Origin of the sequence: Ruegeria sp. HKCCD7251 (assembly GCF_013031165.1) — a bacterium.
Classification (GTDB): Bacteria; Pseudomonadota; Alphaproteobacteria; order Rhodobacterales; family Rhodobacteraceae; genus Ruegeria.
The window spans coordinates 1-17,367 of sequence record NZ_WPZC01000001.1 but is presented as its reverse complement, the minus strand read 5'-3'; the positions used below and the strand labels follow the sequence as shown (position 1 = coordinate 17,367).

Below are 17,367 nucleotides of genomic sequence, written 5' to 3'. Positions count from 1 at the left end.
GCCAACAACATCTTCCGGGATCAACCGTCCTTACGGATGGTCTCGTTTTTGGGGTCGTAAGGGCTGTCGCAGGTGACGACGGCATCCCACAATTTATCCTGAATTTTGATCTTCAGTTTGGTGCCTTCAACCGCCAATCCGGGCGTCACATAACCCATCCCGATGGATTTCTCGAACGCCACGGAATAGCCGCCCGAGGTCAGACGACCCACACGCTCACCTTCCGGCGTATATAGCGCCTCGCGGCCCCACGGGTCAGCATCTTCCGGCCCGTCGATAAGCAGGGTGCAGCATTTCACACGTACGCCGGTCTCTTCCAGCTTGGCCTTACCGTAGAATTCCTTGGATAGGTCGACAAAGCGCGGCAGGTCAGCCTCAAGCGGGGTCGCATCGCGACCAAGTTCAGTGCCGAAGGCGCGATAGGATTTTTCCTGACGCAGCCAGTTCTGGGCCCGGGCGCCGACCAACTTCATACCGTGTTTCTCACCCGCCTTTTCCAGAAGATCGAACAGGTAGTTCTGCATCTCGATCGGGTGGTGCAATTCCCAACCCAGTTCGCCGGTATAGGCTACGCGGATTGCGTTCACGGGGCACATGCCCAATTCGATCTGACGGGCCGACAGCCACGGGAAACGCTTGTTGGACAGTGCGGTTTCCGGATCGGCGTCTTTGATGACCTCTTTCAGAACGTCACGCGACTTGGGTCCGGCGATTGCGAAGACGCCCCACTGGGTGGTCACGTCCTGGATCTCGATGTAGCCGAACTCCACCATCTTGTCCTCAGCCGCCTTGCGCAGATAATCCGCGTCATATTCGGTCCAGGCGCCGGCAGAGACGAGATAGTAGTTGTTCTCGCCATTGCGGACGATGGTGTATTCGCTGCGGGTGGTGCCGTGTGATGTCAACGCATAGGTCAGGTTGATACGACCGACCTTGGGCAGTTTGTTGCAGGTGAACCAATCCAGAAACTGGGTCGCACCGGGGCCTTTAACGGCGTGCTTGGTGAAGGCCGACGCGTCGATCAGGCCAACGCCTTCGCGGATCGCCTTGGCTTCTTCCACCGCATGTTTCCACCAGCCACCGCGGCGAAACGAGCGGCTTTCCTTATCGAAATTGTCGGGTGCATCAACGGGGCCGAAATAGTTCGGGCGTTCCCAACCGTTAACCCAACCGAACTGAGCGCCGCGCGCTTTCTGGCGGTCATAGGCCGGGACGGTGCGCAGAGGACGGCAGGCTTCACGCTCTTCATCCGGGTGGTGCAGGATGTAGACATGCTCATAGCACTCTTCGTTCTTGCGCGCGGCGAACTCGGTCGTCATCCAGTTGCTGCTGTAGCGTTTGGGGTCCAGCGAGGCCATGTCGATCTCGGCTTCGCCATCGACCATCATCTGTGCCAGATAGTATCCGGTGCCGCCTGCAGCCGTGATACCAAACGAGAATCCTTCGGCCAGCCACATGTTACGCAGGCCCGGAGCCGGACCAACCAGGGGGTTGCCGTCGGGAGTATAGCAGATCGGACCGTTGAAATCATCTTTCAGGCCGGATTCGGCGCAGGACGGAACGCGTTCGGCCATCGCCATGTATTGATCCGCGATCCGGTCCAGATCCAGCGGGAAAAGGTCCGCGCGGAAGCTGTCCGGCACACCGTGTTCAAAGCGCGCGGGGGCGCCGTGCTCGTAGATGCCAAGAATCCAGCCACCACGCTCTTCACGGGCATAAGATTCATTGTCGGCGTCGCGCACAACGGGATGTTCCGGGTTGCCTGCTTCGCGCCAATTGACCAACTCAGGGTCTTTGTCCATGACGATGAAGGTGTGTTCAACCGGGATCGCGGGCATCTTGATGCCCAGCATCTTGGCGGTACGCTGTGCGTGGTTGCCCGAAGCGGTCACGACGTGTTCAGCGGTGATCACCACCTGCTCGTCGCTCTCGACCAGATTGCCGCCCTTTTCCACCATTTTGGTGCAGGTGACTTCCCAATGGGTGCCGTTCCAGTGGAAGGCATCGGCCTGCATCTTGCGGACAATGTCCACACCGCGCTGACGGGCACCCTTGGCCATGGCCTGCGTTACGTCGGCAGGGTTAATGTAGCCGTCCTCGGTATGATAAATCGCACCTTTCAGGTCCGAAGTTTCGATTAGCGGCCAGCGTTCCTTGATCTGCTCGGGTGTCAGCCACTCGTATGCGACGTCACAGGTTTCGGCGGTTGAGGCATAGAGCATGTATTCGTCCATACGCTCTTGCGTTTGTGCCATGCGCAGGTTGCCGACCACGGCGAAGCCCGCGTTCAGGCCGGTTTCTGCCTCAAGCTGCTTGTAGAAATCGACCGAATACTTGTGGATGTGAGTCGTCGCATAAGACATGTTGAACAGCGGCAGAAGCCCCGCCGCGTGCCAGGTCGAGCCCGATGTCAGCTCGTCCCGTTCAATCAGCATCACGTCATCCCAGCCCGCTTTGGCCAGATGATAAGCGATCGAGGTCCCAACGGCGCCGCCGCCTACGACCAGTGCTTTGACTTGGGTTTTCATAACCGGGCGTCTCCCCTTGAATTAAGTTGACACCATATGGCGCATTTGAGGGGCTCGGCGCGACATTCATCCGACCAGTGATATAAAAAAAACGACCCCCGGATTGCTGGGGGTCGTTTTTCCGCGTCTGGTTTCGATCTCTTAGCCGTCAGTCAGCGTGCAGGTCTTGAAGGCGTCCTTGGTGGCGCACTTGCTGACTAGACCCGCGCCACCCTTGTTGACGCGGACCTCGGGCGCCTGCGCGGTTTCGCTATTTTGGAACATGGATTTCAGCCCATCCAGAAAGCCACCGCCCTTGCTGCTTGCCTCTTGCGGGTTATCGCCACCTTTGAATGACGCAAACAGACGGCCGAACATGTTTCCGCCTTCCGCGTCGGCTTTTTGAACCTCACCATCCAGAAGAGAGGTAAGGCCGGTGCGATAACCAACTTGGATCAGATCATCCGCAGATTTGATCTTGTTTGCGGTCAAGTCGAACGTATCGCCGGACAACCCGTATTGCGCAGCCAGGGTGTTGGCCACAAGCGAAAGCCCATTGATGTTGTCAAGCCGTAGTCGCGCCAGTTCAGCCCGCAGCTTCATGAACTCACCACGAAGGCCTGCCATTTCGATGGCCAGCTCATCCTCGGTTTCGGGGTTCGTGGTCCTGTCGTTGCTGACACCGGGTACCGGCTTGCGAAGCAACGCATTCATACCGTCATAGTCCAGCTTCGCCAGAAACTTTCTAACCTCATGCGGGGGTGCGTTGGAATAGAGTTGCATCCGGACCTCCTGACCAAGGCCAAGTGTGCCCTTGTAGATGTCAAACTCGACCGGAGCATCCAAATCCGTGATACCCGCCGTGACCATTGACCAGAAGGATCGGTCATTCACGGTGATGACGCTGTATTTGTTCTGCTTGAATTGAAAGTAGGCCACGCCACCGACAATTGCGAATGGGGCATAATCGGCACCGCTTTGGCCCAGCGTGTCAACCGATCGCACGATATTGCCTGTCAGGGTGTTGGACCGCGCGTCCTCTTTCAGTGAAACCTGAAGCCAGATTGTATGCGTGCCGTTTTCATAGACCCAACTGGTGCGATCCAGCTTTTCAGCCAGTTGCTGCACCTTCTGCACCGCCACCTGCTTGGCTAGCGGGCGGGCGGCCTCGCTAATACCGTTTTGAAGAACACCTTCGCGGGCATCACGGGTATAGTCGCGATCCACAATTGCGCGGCGCACCCAGTCTTCGCCTGATTTCGGGGCATAGGGTTCGCTTCCGGCGCGCCAACGCTGCTTACGGTCGCGTTCAATCTGCTCGGCATCAAGCTCTTCGTTAAACAGTGCGAATCGCTCTTTGATCGTGTCGATATAGCCGCTGGCCGACAACGTATCCGCGCGTTTCTTGTCCTGCTGATAGTAGTCGAGCCCGGCAATGACCAAAACAACGACCAACGCAAATCCGACAATCCGTAATACGCCCATTTGAATACCTGAAAAAATTACTGCTCGTTGCGGTAACTGATACAGGCGAATTTGGGCATCCTTGTGTCCTAGGCGCGACGCTTCCGCAACGTTATCAATAATTCGATGAGGGAAAAATCTTTCCTGGATTCATAATGTTATCTGGGTCTAACGCCCTTTTGATGGCGCCCATATAGGCAACGGCTGGCCCCAGTTCTTTCAAAAGATACGGGCGCTTGCCCTGTCCGATTCCGTGTTCACCGGTACATGTCCCCTCCATCGAGATGGCGAGGTCGTTGAGCCAGCCCACAAATCCTTCGGCGTTGGTCACTTCGTCAGGGTTGTCCATGTCAATCAGCAACAACGTATGGAAGTTTCCATCGCCCACATGCCCAACCATAGGTGCCATCAGTCCCAGTTCACTCGCACGGTTCTGCGTTGCCGTCACACACTCTGCCAGATGTGAGATCGGTACGCATACGTCAGTCGAGATTCCGCGTGCACCGGGTCGCAGTTGCAGACACGCCCAATACATGTCGTGCCGGGCTTGCCACAGCTTGTTCCGCTCTTCCGTCGTTGACGTCGCTGCAAAATCTGTACCCCCGAATTCCTCGGCGATCTGACCAAAGGTTTCGGCCTGCTCAACTGCACCGCTTTCCGATCCGTGAAATTCGAGCAGCAGCAATGGCGTTTCCGGCAGGGTCAGGTTGGAATAGGCATTCGCAGCCTTCACTGACATTTCGTCCAGTAACTCGATCCGGGCGACCGGCACGCCGTACTGGATCGTCATCATTACAGCTTGGCAGGCCGCATCAACCGTTGGGAAGGAACACCGCGCCGAGGTGATCGCCTCGGGGATACCCTGAAGACGCAACGTGATCTCTGTAATGATACCAAGCGTTCCCTCAGCACCGATCAGCAACCGCGTCAGGTCATACCCAGCAGAGGACTTCTTGGCCCTGTGACCGGTACGAATAATCTGACCGTCGGGCATGACAGCTTCGAGGCTGAGGACGTTGTCTTTCATGGTCCCATAGCGTACCGCGTTGGTCCCCGACGCCCGGGTGGCAGCCATCCCCCCCAACGAGGCATTCGCACCGGGGTCGATGGGAAAGAACAGCCCCTGATCACGAAGGAATGTGTTCAGGTCTTCGCGCGTCACGCCGGGCTGCACGACACAATCCAGATCGCTGGCGTTGACTTTCAGCACCTTGTTCATCTGGGTCAGGTCGACCGAAATCCCACCGGCGGGCGCGTTCACATGCCCCTCAAGCGAGGTCCCCGTGCCAAAGGCGATCACTGGGACCTTGTGTTCGGCGCAAAGTCTGACGATCTCAGACACTTCTTCGGTCGAATGCGGGAACACCACGGCGTCTGGGGACTGGGTTTCAATCCACGTCGTAGTATGCCCATGCTGTTCGCGGATCGCCTGCCCTGTTTGTAGACGATCCCCGAAGGTAGACTTCAGAAGGCCAACGACCGTCTGAATGCCAGCCTCGTTCCGCGGCAATGCAACTGCTTGCGCCATGGTGTTCCCCCCTTAAACGCCAGGCTATTCGCCCAGCGCAATCCCTTCGCGGCGTGGATCGGCACCGCCTGTCAAAACGTCCCCAATCTCGATGGCGTGCAGCCCCGAGGTCAGGTCACGTGGATTAACCTCGTATCCCAGCGTCGTCAGCGCATCGACAAACCCCTCGGCCGATGTGCCCTGTTCAACATCGTAGGTGCCAAAACGGTTGACCAGATGGGGCATCGACAATGCCTGCTGCACGTCCATGCCCCAATCCGCCCACGCAATGATTGACTTGGCAACATAACCGATAATCCGGCTTCCACCGGGTGAACCGATGGCCAGAACCGGTTTGCCGTCCTGCATTACAATGGTCGGGCTCATCGACGAACGGGGGCGTTTGCCCGGCTCAAGACGGTTCGCGATCGGGACACCATTGCTGTGGGTTTTGAACGAGAAATCCGTCAGTTCATTGTTCAGTAAGAACCCGTTGGTCATCAATCGGGACCCGAACCCGTTTTCGATCGTTGAGGTCATCGACAGGACGTTCCCATACTGGTCAACGATCGAGATATGAGAGGTCGACGGCAATTCCAGCGACACGTCATCCGCCCAATTCGACGAATGCTCGAATTCTGGGTTGCCGGGTGTTGCGTCAATCAGAGCTGCATCGCCGCTCATCAAGGCGCCACGTTCCGACAAGTAGGCCGGATCAACCAGCCCTTTTGTCGGCATCGGGACAAAGTCGTGATCCGCCATGTACCGCCCGCGATCCGCAAAAGCCAGACGCGAGGCGTCGCCGATCAGTCGCCACGTATTGATATCCTCGGGCCCCATCGCCGCCAGGTCATAGCCATCCAGCATGCCCAAAATCTGACCCACAGTCAGCGCACCAGAGGAAGGCGGCCCCATTCCGCACACCTCATAGGCGCGATACGCCGCACAGACGGGTTCGCGTTCAATCACCTGATACAGCGCCAAGTCAATTCCCGACAAAATCCCCGGATTCCCCGGTGCGCTCCGCACCGTGTTGACGATACCTGCGGCGATCTCGCCCCCGTAAAAACCCGCTGATCCTTCGCTGGCAAGAACGCGCAGAGTGTCCGCATAGTCGGGGTTCATCAGGCGCTGGCCCTGTGCCAATGGCGCCCCATCCGGCAGGAAATACGCAGCGGTCGCCGGGAAACGCGACAGGCGTTCGGCGTCTTTTTCCACAAGGCCGGCCAGACGCGGAGATACAAGAAACCCTTCATCAGCCAGCGCGATCCCATCGGCGAACAGGCTGGGCCACGGGCTGCGCCCCCAGCGCCGGTGCGCCTCTTCCAGCAAGGCGGGCGTACCCGGTGTCCCCACCGACAAACCACCCACGACGGCGTCAAAGAACTTCAGCGGTTCGCCATTTTCATCTTGGAACAGCCGGTGATTTGCCTCCAACGGCGCGGTTTCGCGCCCGTCCAGTGTCGTCAGTTCGCCAGTGGCGGCGTCGTACCAAACAAGAAACGCCCCACCGCCCAGTCCGGACGACTGCGGCTCGACCAGGCCAAGCACAACTTGTACAGCTACCATCGCATCCGCAGCCGATCCACCGGCCCGCAATACCTTGGCCCCGGCTTCAACGGCCAACGGGTTCGCGGCTGCCACCATCCAATTCTGCGAAGAAACCGGCGCGCCAGCCAGTTTCGCCTCAAGCGAGGCGATCACTTCTTCTGTCAGACCCAGAACCTGCCCTTCGGAGGCACCTTCGGGGGCAACAGCGTCGGCTGTCTCTTGTGCGAACAAAGGGCCGGAAATTGCCATTGCGGTCGCGAACAACCCTGAAATCAGACTTCTTTTCATATTATCCTCCTGAAAAAACATAAATTTGCGGGCTGCCGCACATTCCTACAGCATTGCAGGAACCACCTGGTCCGGTGGGCGGTGGCCATCTTCGAACGTCTTGATATTGATGATGACTTTCTCACCCATCTCGATCCGCCCTTCCAGTGTGGCCGATCCCATATGCGGCAGCAGGACGACATTCGGCAACTGCCGCAGGCGCGGGTTCACGTCCGTCCCGTGTTCGTAAACGTCCAACCCAGCCCCCGCGATATCGCCGGACCGGATCAGACGGGTTAGCGCGTTTTCGTCAAGCACTTCTCCCCGCGAGGTGTTCACAATTACCGCCGAAGGCTTCATCAGCTTCAATCGCCGCGCATTCATCAGGTGGAACGTGGACGGTGTGGACGGGCAGTTGATCGAGATGACGTCCATTCGCGCAACCATCTGATCAAGGCTTTCCCAATAGGTCGCTTCAAGCTCTTGTTCCGTTTCGGGACGAAGCCTGCGGCGGTTGTGGTAATGAACCTGCATCCCAAAGGCGCTGGCCCGGCGCGCCACGGCCTGACCAATGCGCCCCATGCCCAAAATACCAAGACGGCGGCCACCGATGCGGCCACCCAACAGGGCGTTCGGGGCCCAGCCCTCCCACTCACCTTTTTGCATCACCGACAGCCCCTCGGGGATACGCCGCGTGACAGCAAGTATAAGCGCCATGGTCATGTCGGCGGTATCATCTGTCAGAACACCCGGAGTGTTCGAGACAAGAATTCCACGCTGCCGCGCGGTTGCGACGTCGATATTGTCGACCCCTGCCCCATAATTCGCGATCAAGCGCAGGTTTTCACCCGCCTGTCCCAGCAATCCGCCGTCAATTGTGTCTGTGACCGTCGGTACAAGGACATCCGCGCTTTGGACTGCGGCGACCAGTTCTTCTCGGGACATTGGGGTGTCCTCGGTCCGCAACTGAACATCGAACAATTCGCTCAACCGGGTTTCTACCGCCTCGGGCAACCGTCGCGTTACGACAACACTCAGACGTTCTCTTGGCACCTGTGCACTCCCACTGCTTTGCAAACCTTCGCGCGCCATGGCATCGTGGCGCAGGATAAGGCGGGGCACAAGAACCCCCGAGGCATTGAGTCGACCTTTTTTCGAAACAAGATCAACAGGCACAAGAGCAGACAGTCCGTGAGTGGTATTCTACCCCCAAAGCGCCGTTTGACGGCGGTTTTGTCCGCATTTCTGGTCCTGGCTGGTGCAGTCGCTGCCAGCGCGCAGGACAAGCGCGGTCAGGTGACCAATCTGCCGTTGCCCCGATATGTTTCGATGAAAGCCGCCGAAGGCAATGTACGTCGCGGCCCGTCCCTGACCCATCGAATCGACTGGGTCTTCAAACGCCGTGGGATGCCTCTGCAAATCACCGCCGAATATGGAAACTGGCGGAAGGTTCAGGACCGCGACGGAGCCGGCGGCTGGGTACACTATGCGTTGTTGTCTGGCGTTCGCACAGTCCTGATCGAATCTGACATGCTGCCCGTTTATGCCAACCCGGACCCGAACTCGCAGGTCAGCGCACAGTTCGAATCCGGCGTGGTCGCCCGACTTGGAAGCTGTACCATTGACTGGTGCCGAATTTCGGCTGGCGGATACAAGGGCTGGACCCTCAAGTCGAACCTTTGGGGGGTCGACCCTTCGGAAGTCCGGGAATGACCCAGCACACCTCAGGACGTGCGCTGGATGAAATCGCAGGTTAGCTTTACCAGTTCAGGGCCTACGTCCTCTTGAAGAAAATGACCCGCATTGGGCAAGATCACATGAGGTTGCCCGGCCGCGCCGGGGCAAAGACGCTGAAACACCGCATCTATCCCAGCCATTACGTTGTCATCCGCACCAAAAGCCGTCAGGACGGGCGTTTGCAGGCCGCGCAGCACACCCCACGCCCGCCGGTTCGCATCCGACTCGGGATCATCGGGCGAAGCCGGCACCAGCATCGGGAATTGCCGCGCCCCCGCCTTGTAACTTTCGTCGGGATATGGCGCGTCATAAGCCGCAATGGCCGCGTCTGACAACGGTTTCGCTGTTCCACCCTTTAAAATCCCACCGGCTGGAAAAACAGGCACTTCCTGACTGAATTTGCGCCAACTATCAAAAGCCTCTCCCATCGGCTGATCGCCGGTCGGCAGCGCGGTATTGGCGACGACAACGCGCGCAAACCTGTCGGGCATTTCGGCCCAAAGCCTCAACCCAATCAACCCGCCCCAGTCCTGACAGAACAGCGTGATATTGCGCAGATCCACCTGACGCAGCCAGTCCCCCATCCAGGCGACGTGGCGAGCGTAGGTATAATCGCTACGTTCCGTCGGCTTGTCCGATCTGCCAAACCCAATCAAATCCGGCGCAACAGCGCGATACCCCTGCTGCACAAACCCCGCAATCATATGGCGATACAAATACGACCAGCTCGGCTCTCCGTGCATCATCAACACCGGATCGGCATCAGTAGGCCCTACATCCACATGATGGATTCGTAAATCTCCCGCCTCAGTATCGTCGACCAAAGTGTAGTTCGGCTGAAAGTCATAATCAGCCAGACCTTCAAATCGAGAGCCCGGCGTGCGTAGAAATTTCATGTGTCACCTATGATTGGGTATCCGGGATCTTGCCAATGTTGGTCCCTTTGCGAAGTTGAGCGTAACACTCAAATGCCCGTAGGCCATATGAAATTAACGGCATTTTCCTATGTGGGCGTATCAAGAAAGTGTTTTTAGGCCCTCCGCAGACCCACTGCATGCCAATCGGCACAGTGCCAAAGAAAGACCCCGAGAAAAGCCACCTCTGAGCACCAACCTTGGGGTCAAAAGTTTTTTCCAGACCTTCCTCATTTTTTTGCGGGAAAGGTCTTGAACCCTCCAAACAACAATCGTAGATAGCGCCTCACCGTTGGGGTGTAGCCAAGTGGTAAGGCAGCGGTTTTTGGTACCGTGTATCGTAGGTTCGAATCCTACCACCCCAGCCAGCTCATCAGAACTGCGAATTAACTATAAGCGTGCAAATTTCACTCGGTTCGTGCAAATCGATGTCAATAAGTTTGTCTACTCACACTGTGTCGATGATCTACCACCATCTGTGCATTTCTATTGAAAGCGCAGAACACTAGTTTTCCTCAGATAATTGCTGCTGGCTTTTTGTATCGAGCCTCGGGTGGTTGATGCAAAGGCCGCTTCTAGGGTTCGCTCCAGATTTGTTGGTTCCGTTCCCAGATCTTCTCGCCAATCAGGCAGTCATAGTCTGAGGGTGAGATGTATTGCGCCTTCATAACCTCTCCTATTGCTGGAACTAACCCAATTTCCAGCACCAGTTTTCGTCGTACGGCCTCCGCAAAGCCTTGCCAGTCAAGCACCGGGATTACGAATGAACCAGGCCCGCCCGTAACACAGTTCTGGTAGTAGACATCAAGATCGTCGAGGTGCCACTGACTCCCCATACCTTCACGGGTCATCAGCGGTAACCCATTTATGGTGATCGACTTCGACAATACTGCCTCACGGGCTTGCAAAACCGGGCGACCCTGATTGTTAGGCCCGTCGCCAGAAACGTCGATAACTTTACGCAGACCTTCGAATTTGTTCCCTTCGATCATCGTTGCCCCGAAGATCAGGGCCTCAGAGATTGAAGTGCGGCGCAAGGCGGGATCGAAACGCGTGGTCAGAACACCCGCAAACTCCTCCAGATCAGCGCGCGTTTCTAACAGCATCCAGTCAACAATAACGTCTTGTGTTCCCGCCCACTCGACGTATGTCAAAGCCACCCGTTGCAAAGGGCCCGACTGAACAGCGGCGAAAACTTCATCCGACATCAAGGCTGCGGCGTAACCCTGCCGCTGAATCTCGAGTTCTCGCTCAGTCATCGACCTTGAAACATCGACAAGAAGGGCCAATTCCAGATCGACTTCAATTTTCTCAGACGCGACAGGAGTTGCCGAGAGAGAGGCAATTGCGACAACTGTCAGGAGCAAGTTACGTAGCATCAGTTAACGGATGGCGCGATGTGCTGTTAAGTCAAGCTTCAAGTGGTTGATCAAGTTTTTGTGGACAAAAAACTCTACAATACGACGGCTTGGTTCAATCGTTGAGGATACGAATGTCACTTAAGCGGAGTTACTGGTATCACCCAATTGCGGACCTTCAAATCCGAACTTTGAAAATCCAGCTTGCGCCGCAAAACGAGGGATCAGTGTACCCGTTTGAAACTTCCATACTGCACGCCCCTTTACTCTCACCGGGGTTTTGGACAAAACCGATTATGCTGGTGCGAGAGGATAGACGGTTCAAGCGCTAAAATAATTCAACCTTCGGCGGGTCGCAGCCCGAAGCGGACCTTCGCAACCAAGCTTTGCTAACTCCGAAATACACAACGAAACGGCCAGTTGCAGAGGTTGTATCGGCGGTGGCAACCAACCATTCATGTCGTCGACTAACCTGTTCAACGTCGCACTACAACTTCTCCGAACTGATCCCACGAGGACCTAATCTTCGAAGCGTTCATTTGGCTCGACCACATTTACTTGCTTCGGAACTTGGTCGGTGTCATTCCGGTCTGACCTCGGAAAAAGCGAGTGAAATGGGACTTGTCAGAATAGCCGAGCATCAGTCCGATCTCTGCAATTGTCATCTGGTTTTGTTTGAGGTGCTCCTTGGCGACATCGATACGCAGCCGTTTGATTTCGCGCGGTAGCGTTGTGCCTTGTTTTTGAAGCGCTTTCAGAAACCGTTCCGGTTGTATTCCCAGCATTCCAGCCACCATCTCTGGTCCCAAATCGGTTTCATCCAGTTTGTCGCGTAAGACAGATCGCAAAGCTGCCACCACGGTTACTTCTTCATCTTGTCGAAGTGATGCTATGGGCTTGGCAGAACCCTCAGAGACGTGGTGCAAAAACAACCATTCCACAGGAAAACTAATTTGCATTCCGGGATCAGTCCCAAGGCCAACCTCGATCCCTTTGTAGTCGATAGGCAGCCCATTGATGTATCTGCTTTCCCATCGCACACGGGAAGAGTCCCAGGACTCTCCGACGACGGTCTGCAATAGGCGTACATAGATTGCGGCACCAAAACCGGTCACCTGAATGGGTGGGACGGTTGGTTCCTGTTGCCTCTCGATACGATAAGTCGCTTTGCCTGCTTCAATGACAAGGCTGTGCCGCACAGAATTGGACTCCTGCGGCACGAGCTCAACAAAGCGGGTAAAAAACTCGAACAGCGTTTTTGTAGATTGCAAGGCTTGAGCGAAGGGCGGCCATCCTTGTAGGTCAAACGCTTCCCCTACATTCAGTCCTAGGTATCGATCCCCTGATACTTCTGAGAAAGCATTTACCAAGCCGTAAACCAACTCGGAGTGAACGAACACGGATGGGTTAGTCATCAGTTCAGCTTTCAAGCCGACCTGATCCAATGCTGGTTGCGGATTGATCTTACGTTCGGTGAGATATTGCAGAAAGGGAGCGGCTAAAGAGAGGCGAACAAAGCCCTCGCTATGCTCTCGGGAGGTGGAGTTGAAAGGCAAGCTCATAACCCTTGTTGGATTAGCTTTAAGAAGTGGCCATTTTTGCAGTCACATTCGTACATCCTAATTCAAAAGGGGCAACCGAGCCAATGAATTCCAGACTATAGTTGGCAAAACATGAATATGAAGGGAGTACTTATGTCCGGCTTACGAATGTCTCTTTGCTCGACGGCAATTGTCGCGGCAGTTCTTTCTTTTTCGGCGACCGCGCAGGCTCAGGATCAAGAAGAACCCCAAACGCTGTTTACCAACGTGCATGTCTTCGACGGTGTGAATGAGCAACGCATTGAAAATGCCAGTGTTCTGGTCGAGGGCAATCTGATCAAGTCCGTCTCAACCGATGCCATTGATGCGCCGAGCGCGACGGTTATCGACGGCGGTGGGCGCACTCTGACACCGGGCTTTATAGAGAATCACGCGCACCTGATGCTCATGGGGCCATCGATTGCCGAGATGGAAACCAACTCGACCTGGGAGGATTTCGCCATCCACGGGACCCGGATGGCCGAAATGTACCTGATGCAGGGCTTCACGACCGTTCGCGATGCCGGGGGCGCTGGCGGCGGGCTGCGGCGCGCAATTGACGCCGGCCAGATCGTCGGCCCCCGCTTTTATCCTTCCGGGGCATTTCTCGGAACACGTGGTGGTCACGCCGATTTCGCATCCTTCACATCTCCGCCGGGTGGGGTGACCAACTTTGGGACTCTGAATATGGCCCAACAGGTCAACGGTGTTGACGAAATTTACATGTATGGCCGCAACAACCTGCGCATGGGTGCCACGCAATTGAAGTTCATGCAATCAGGTGGGGTGATTTCGGCATTCGATCCATGGCAGTTGCTCGCCGGTTCGAAAGAAGAGATCGAGGCCGCTGTTCAGGTTGCCAACGAGTACGGCACCTATGTCATGGCACATTCCTACCGCAAAGAAGCGATCATCAATGCCCTGAATGCAGGGGTCAGAACCATTGAACACGGATTTCACTTTGACTGCGAGATTTCTGCTTTGATGAAAGAAAAAGGAGCGTACATCACGACGAACATCACAGCATTTGATCCAGGCCTACTTGATGTTCCTTCCGTGAAAAACAACCCCAACAGTTTGAGGAAGGCCAAATCGGCCTCGGCGACCTTCGAAGCCTACATTCCAAGTATGAAGGAATGCCCGGCGCCGCGCGGTTTCCAAACCGATTGCGTCGGCTCGGTCGAAGCGTGCAACATCCAGATCGCCTACGAGAAACATCTGAATAACCATTTCTTCGGCCCCTATGCGTCGATGGTAACCCTAACTTCGGTAGGTGGCGAGATCGCGGCACTTAGCGGTGATTTCATGAACCCCTATCCGGAAGGCAAACTGGGTGTGATCGAAGAAGGCGCCTATGCCGACATCCTGCTGATAGACGGCAACCCCCTCGAAGACTTCTCTGTCGTTGGAACAGGCGATCAGTGGTTCGGTGCGGACCCGAGGCCGGACAGCCCGGAAACAATCCGCCTGATCATGAAGGACGGTGTGATCTACAAAAACACACTGGATTGACCAGATAAAGCAGCCGGAGAGCATTCATGCGAAATTGGTTTTGCTCCGCAGTATTCGCAGGGTTGGTTTTGTGCGGTTATGATGCTGCGGCGACGCCTGGAACCGCGTTGGACTGGGCAGATCTGCCAGATCCGTCTGCGCAGGTCTTTGATGACCCCTATCGTGAACTCAGCCCCGAACAGTTCGACGATGTTCTTTTCGTTGTGCGTATACGCGGCAGGTTGCAGCAGGAGGTTGGCAGCGCCGAAGAACGGCAGAAATGGCAATTGCTTTTAGCAGAGACCGAAGACGCCTTGGTGTCAGACGGAATTGACGTCGACTGGTTACTCGATCAGCGCGAGGTTGTGACTGAACGTCGAAGAAAGGCTGGAACGAGCGGAAACCCGCAATTCGACGGCAGAACAATCACACTCGCGGGCTTTGCCATTCCTGCTCCAAGCGATCCGGACGGCCGGCCTGTGGCGTATTTGGTGCCAGAAAGAGGGATGTGCAGCCACATGCCTCCACCTCCGCCTAACCAGATGATCCGTGTGCGGTTGAACGGGGACTGGGCGCCTAGCTATTTCCACGAACCCGTTCGGCTGACAGGCACGCTGACTATCGATCCTTCCGTTCATAATATGATGGTTGTGGATGGCCTCATGCCTATGAATGCGACTTTCCAGCTAGAGGCGGAACGTGTCGAAACTCTGGAAACCGAGGCAGACAGGTTGGAATGGAAGCAGCGTGCTGCTGATCGCATCCGCGCGGCAGGAAATCGCAAGACCGGTGGGGCACAGGCGTCAAAATGATAAGACTTCTGGTTGCCGCATTGAGCCTTGCATTTGCTGGCGCAGCGTCGGCTCAGGGACTATCCGGGCCATCTTCAGTCGAAGCCGATCTTGCGCCCGGAGACGGGCTCACCGATCCGCAATATCGTTCCGATTTTCCACGCAACATCGCACCGGGTTGGTTTCAGTGGAAAGACCGACTGGCTGAGGGTGGTTTTCGGTTCAACATTGACTACCTGGCATTGGGCCAAACCACGGATGCTGATCTGGGAACCGGCGAAGCAGCCAGCGGAATTGCGCGGTTCTACGGCAGTTGGCAGGCAACTGAACGGGGGTCTCTGACATTCAAGATCGAAGACAGGCACAGTTATACTGACGTTGCTCCGCAATTTCTCGGGCTGGATGGCGGAGCCCTTTCAATCACGGGAACAGCCTTCAATGACAACGGTTTGCTTCTGACCAATTTGTTCTGGACCCAAAGGGCTGAGAATGGGTCGTGGGCGCTGCAAGTCGGCCAGATTGATGTAACGGACTTTGTGGATATCTACGGGTTGGTAAGCCCCTACAGTGGTTTTCAAAACCTGTCTTTCAATACCAACCCGACAATCAACACGCCCAACCAAGGCCTTGGTATTGCCGGTGGGGTAAAGCTGAGCGAGAACCTCTACGCCGTTGCCAGCGTATCAGACGCAAACGCCGACCCGTCCGATCCAAACTTTGATGTGTTTAGCGACGGCAATCTCTTCAAGTCGCTCGAACTTGGGTACACGTCCGGCTTTGATCGCATCTACTTCGACAATATCCATCTGACCCTCTGGCATGCGGATGCGGCTGACGATGGCAGTCGAGCAGAAGATTACGGCGCAGCGTTTTCCGCCGCATGGTTTGTTGACAATAAATGGATGCCGTTCTTCCGTGCAGGGGCCTCGAAGGGAACCGCAGCGCTTTATGAACGGTCGATTTCTGCCGGTCTCGGTTACTATGGTCGCAACACCGATTTGGCCGGTCTGGGCCTAAACTGGGCCGAAGCAAGAGGCATAGATGGCGATCAGTTCACGCTTGAAGCTTTCTACCGCTTTTCAATCTCACCCGGACTGCAGATCACGCCATCGGTACAATTCATTTCCGACCCGCTTCTAAATCCCGATCAGGACCGGATTACCCTGTTCGGTCTAAGAACCCGGATCGTTTTCTAATGCGGGGTGAAGGCAGTCACTAAGGGGTGTGCCAAAGGGCAACTAAGAGAGATCAAGCGCGTGCCGGAATTTTCAACGCCGGTCGAATGAAGTTGGGAAGCAAAGGAACAATCTATGAAGATTGCATACGGAATTCTTGCAGCCTTAGCAGTTGTGTTTTTCATCCTTGGAGGCAGCGATGCCCATGCCAAAGACAACAAGGGTAAAAAGCCGAACAAGGGGGGCAAGAACGGTGATGTCAGCATTCAGATAGAAGACAAACCCGGCAAAGGCCCAAAAGCTGTACCACCTGGACAGATCAAGCGCTACACGCGCGGTGCCAAGCTCCCATCTGACCTGGAGTTCGAGGATATTGGGGACCTTTCCAAATGGAAGCTTGGGGAGCCGGGCAAAGGAAACCGCTACATTCTGGTCGATGACGAAGTCCTCGAAGTTACGAATGACCTGTCTACCGTGGTCGATGCCGTCGGCATCGTCGGTGATCTTCTAAATTAGGCGAAAGTACGATGTTTCAGGGCAAGAACTACCTCGTTTGCCCTGACGCTGGCCGGGGCGATCATTTGTGAACCCCGGCCCAAGTTCAAAACCCGGATCCGAGGCGCTACGATGATAAAGGCCCTTCTTGTTCTTTTTGCGCTTGCTACCTTTTCGTCAGCACGCGCCCTACTCGCTCATGAAAACGGTGCAACTGAAGTCCCGCAAACAATACGCTTTGAGGGCTATGTATAGCCCAGTCGCGAAGCAGAACTGTCGCCTTTGGTGGACAATGTGGTCAACCGGACTTTGCAAAGTCTGCTTTCTGCGCATCGCTGACGTAGTACAGTCGGGATGCTGCGCGGCAGAGAAGCGAAGCTTTGCCCGATAAAGCGGAAGTTGACCCGAGCCATCTCAACATCCGATTTCGGTGCAGTGGGTAGCTCTCGAAAAAGTCTTCGAGGTGCGATGCTCGCCGAAGCCCGTCAAATTTGCGATGGACTAGTGTTGTTTCAATATTTGCGGCATGG

At 55.9% G+C, this 17,367-nt stretch carries 14 protein-coding genes and 1 tRNA gene; 6 read left to right on the top strand and 9 right to left on the bottom strand.

What is annotated here, in order from left to right; all coding sequences use genetic code 11:
- Nucleotides 1–20 precede the first annotated feature (20 nt).
- From GOX75_RS00070 to GOX75_RS00050, 5 genes are all read right to left on the bottom strand, one after another.
- Entirely contained in the window at nt 21–2,528 is a 2,508-nt protein-coding gene (locus GOX75_RS00070; protein ID WP_171120133.1) for an FAD-dependent oxidoreductase, read from the bottom strand.
- A gap of 141 nt (nt 2,529–2,669) precedes the next feature.
- Nucleotides 2,670–3,992 (bottom strand): hypothetical protein, encoded by a 1,323-nt coding sequence (locus GOX75_RS00065; RefSeq protein ID WP_171120132.1) that lies wholly within the window; start codon nt 3,990–3,992, stop codon nt 2,670–2,672.
- Nucleotides 3,993–4,086: 94 nt separating this feature from the next.
- On the bottom strand, nt 4,087–5,499 hold the full coding sequence (locus GOX75_RS00060; RefSeq protein WP_171120130.1) for an FAD-binding oxidoreductase: 1,413 nt from the start codon (nt 5,497–5,499) through the stop codon (nt 4,087–4,089).
- A 24-nt stretch (nt 5,500–5,523) separates the two neighbouring features.
- The gene (gene ggt, locus GOX75_RS00055; protein ID WP_171120128.1) at nt 5,524–7,317 is read right to left on the bottom strand and encodes a gamma-glutamyltransferase; all 1,794 of its coding nucleotides are present in this window, start codon (nt 7,315–7,317) and stop codon (nt 5,524–5,526) included.
- Between the two features lie 45 nt (nt 7,318–7,362).
- Nucleotides 7,363–8,349: a D-glycerate dehydrogenase gene (locus GOX75_RS00050; protein ID WP_171121666.1), complete on the bottom strand. Its 987-nt coding sequence runs from the start codon at nt 8,347–8,349 to the stop codon at nt 7,363–7,365.
- Between the two features lie 138 nt (nt 8,350–8,487).
- Here GOX75_RS00050 and GOX75_RS00045 point away from each other — a divergent pair, with 138 nt between their 5' ends.
- Nucleotides 8,488–9,009 carry an SH3 domain-containing protein gene (locus tag GOX75_RS00045; protein WP_171120126.1) on the top strand — a complete coding sequence of 174 codons (522 nt, stop codon included), beginning with the start codon at nt 8,488–8,490 and terminating at the stop codon, nt 9,007–9,009.
- A gap of 11 nt (nt 9,010–9,020) precedes the next feature.
- On the opposite strand, the gene GOX75_RS00040 is transcribed toward GOX75_RS00045, so the two are convergent.
- Nucleotides 9,021–9,929: a haloalkane dehalogenase gene (locus GOX75_RS00040; protein ID WP_171120124.1), complete on the bottom strand. Its 909-nt coding sequence runs from the start codon at nt 9,927–9,929 to the stop codon at nt 9,021–9,023.
- Nucleotides 9,930–10,240: 311 nt separating this feature from the next.
- Here GOX75_RS00040 and GOX75_RS00035 point away from each other — a divergent pair.
- Nucleotides 10,241–10,315, top strand: a tRNA-Gln gene (locus GOX75_RS00035).
- A 207-nt stretch (nt 10,316–10,522) separates the two neighbouring features.
- Here GOX75_RS00035 and GOX75_RS00030 read toward each other — a convergent pair.
- On the bottom strand, nt 10,523–11,314 hold the full coding sequence (locus GOX75_RS00030) for a DUF1194 domain-containing protein (RefSeq protein WP_254428659.1): 792 nt from the start codon (nt 11,312–11,314) through the stop codon (nt 10,523–10,525).
- Nucleotides 11,315–11,859: 545 nt separating this feature from the next.
- The gene (locus GOX75_RS00025; RefSeq protein ID WP_171120123.1) at nt 11,860–12,867 is read right to left on the bottom strand and encodes an AraC family transcriptional regulator; all 1,008 of its coding nucleotides are present in this window, start codon (nt 12,865–12,867) and stop codon (nt 11,860–11,862) included.
- 132 nt (nt 12,868–12,999) lie between these two features.
- On the opposite strand from GOX75_RS00025, the gene GOX75_RS00020 reads away from it, so the two are divergent.
- The 4 genes from GOX75_RS00020 (at nt 13,000) to GOX75_RS00005 (ending at nt 16,858) form a co-directional block, all read left to right on the top strand.
- Nucleotides 13,000–14,397 carry an amidohydrolase family protein gene (locus tag GOX75_RS00020; protein WP_170337131.1) on the top strand — a complete coding sequence of 466 codons (1,398 nt, stop codon included), beginning with the start codon at nt 13,000–13,002 and terminating at the stop codon, nt 14,395–14,397.
- Between the two features lie 26 nt (nt 14,398–14,423).
- The gene (locus GOX75_RS00015) at nt 14,424–15,188 is read left to right on the top strand and encodes a DUF3299 domain-containing protein (protein WP_170337125.1); all 765 of its coding nucleotides are present in this window, start codon (nt 14,424–14,426) and stop codon (nt 15,186–15,188) included.
- The gene (locus tag GOX75_RS00010; protein WP_170357375.1) at nt 15,185–16,363 is read left to right on the top strand and encodes a carbohydrate porin; all 1,179 of its coding nucleotides are present in this window, start codon (nt 15,185–15,187) and stop codon (nt 16,361–16,363) included. The genes GOX75_RS00015 and GOX75_RS00010 overlap by 4 nt, the downstream gene beginning before the upstream one ends.
- A 114-nt stretch (nt 16,364–16,477) precedes the next feature.
- Nucleotides 16,478–16,858: a hypothetical protein gene (locus GOX75_RS00005; RefSeq protein WP_170337130.1), complete on the top strand. Its 381-nt coding sequence runs from the start codon at nt 16,478–16,480 to the stop codon at nt 16,856–16,858.
- Between the two features lie 277 nt (nt 16,859–17,135).
- Here GOX75_RS00005 and GOX75_RS20220 read toward each other — a convergent pair.
- On the bottom strand, nt 17,136–17,367 hold a 232-nt coding region (locus GOX75_RS20220), incomplete at its 5' end, for a hypothetical protein (RefSeq protein WP_217354414.1).

Coding starts and splice junctions, on each gene's coding strand:
- GOX75_RS00070 (WP_171120133.1), bottom strand. CDS start 2,528: ATGAAAACCCAAGTCAAAGCACTGGTCGTAGGCGGCGGCGCCGTTGGG.
- GOX75_RS00065 (WP_171120132.1), bottom strand. CDS start 3,992: ATGGGCGTATTACGGATTGTCGGATTTGCGTTGGTCGTTGTTTTGGTC.
- GOX75_RS00060 (WP_171120130.1), bottom strand. CDS start 5,499: ATGGCGCAAGCAGTTGCATTGCCGCGGAACGAGGCTGGCATTCAGACG.
- ggt (WP_171120128.1), bottom strand. CDS start 7,317: ATGAAAAGAAGTCTGATTTCAGGGTTGTTCGCGACCGCAATGGCAATT.
- GOX75_RS00040 (WP_171120124.1), bottom strand. CDS start 9,929: ATGAAATTTCTACGCACGCCGGGCTCTCGATTTGAAGGTCTGGCTGAT.
- GOX75_RS00025 (WP_171120123.1), bottom strand. CDS start 12,867: ATGAGCTTGCCTTTCAACTCCACCTCCCGAGAGCATAGCGAGGGCTTT.
- GOX75_RS00020 (WP_170337131.1), top strand. CDS start 13,000: ATGTCCGGCTTACGAATGTCTCTTTGCTCGACGGCAATTGTCGCGGCA.
- GOX75_RS00015 (WP_170337125.1), top strand. CDS start 14,424: ATGCGAAATTGGTTTTGCTCCGCAGTATTCGCAGGGTTGGTTTTGTGC.
- GOX75_RS00010 (WP_170357375.1), top strand. CDS start 15,185: ATGATAAGACTTCTGGTTGCCGCATTGAGCCTTGCATTTGCTGGCGCA.
- GOX75_RS00005 (WP_170337130.1), top strand. CDS start 16,478: ATGAAGATTGCATACGGAATTCTTGCAGCCTTAGCAGTTGTGTTTTTC.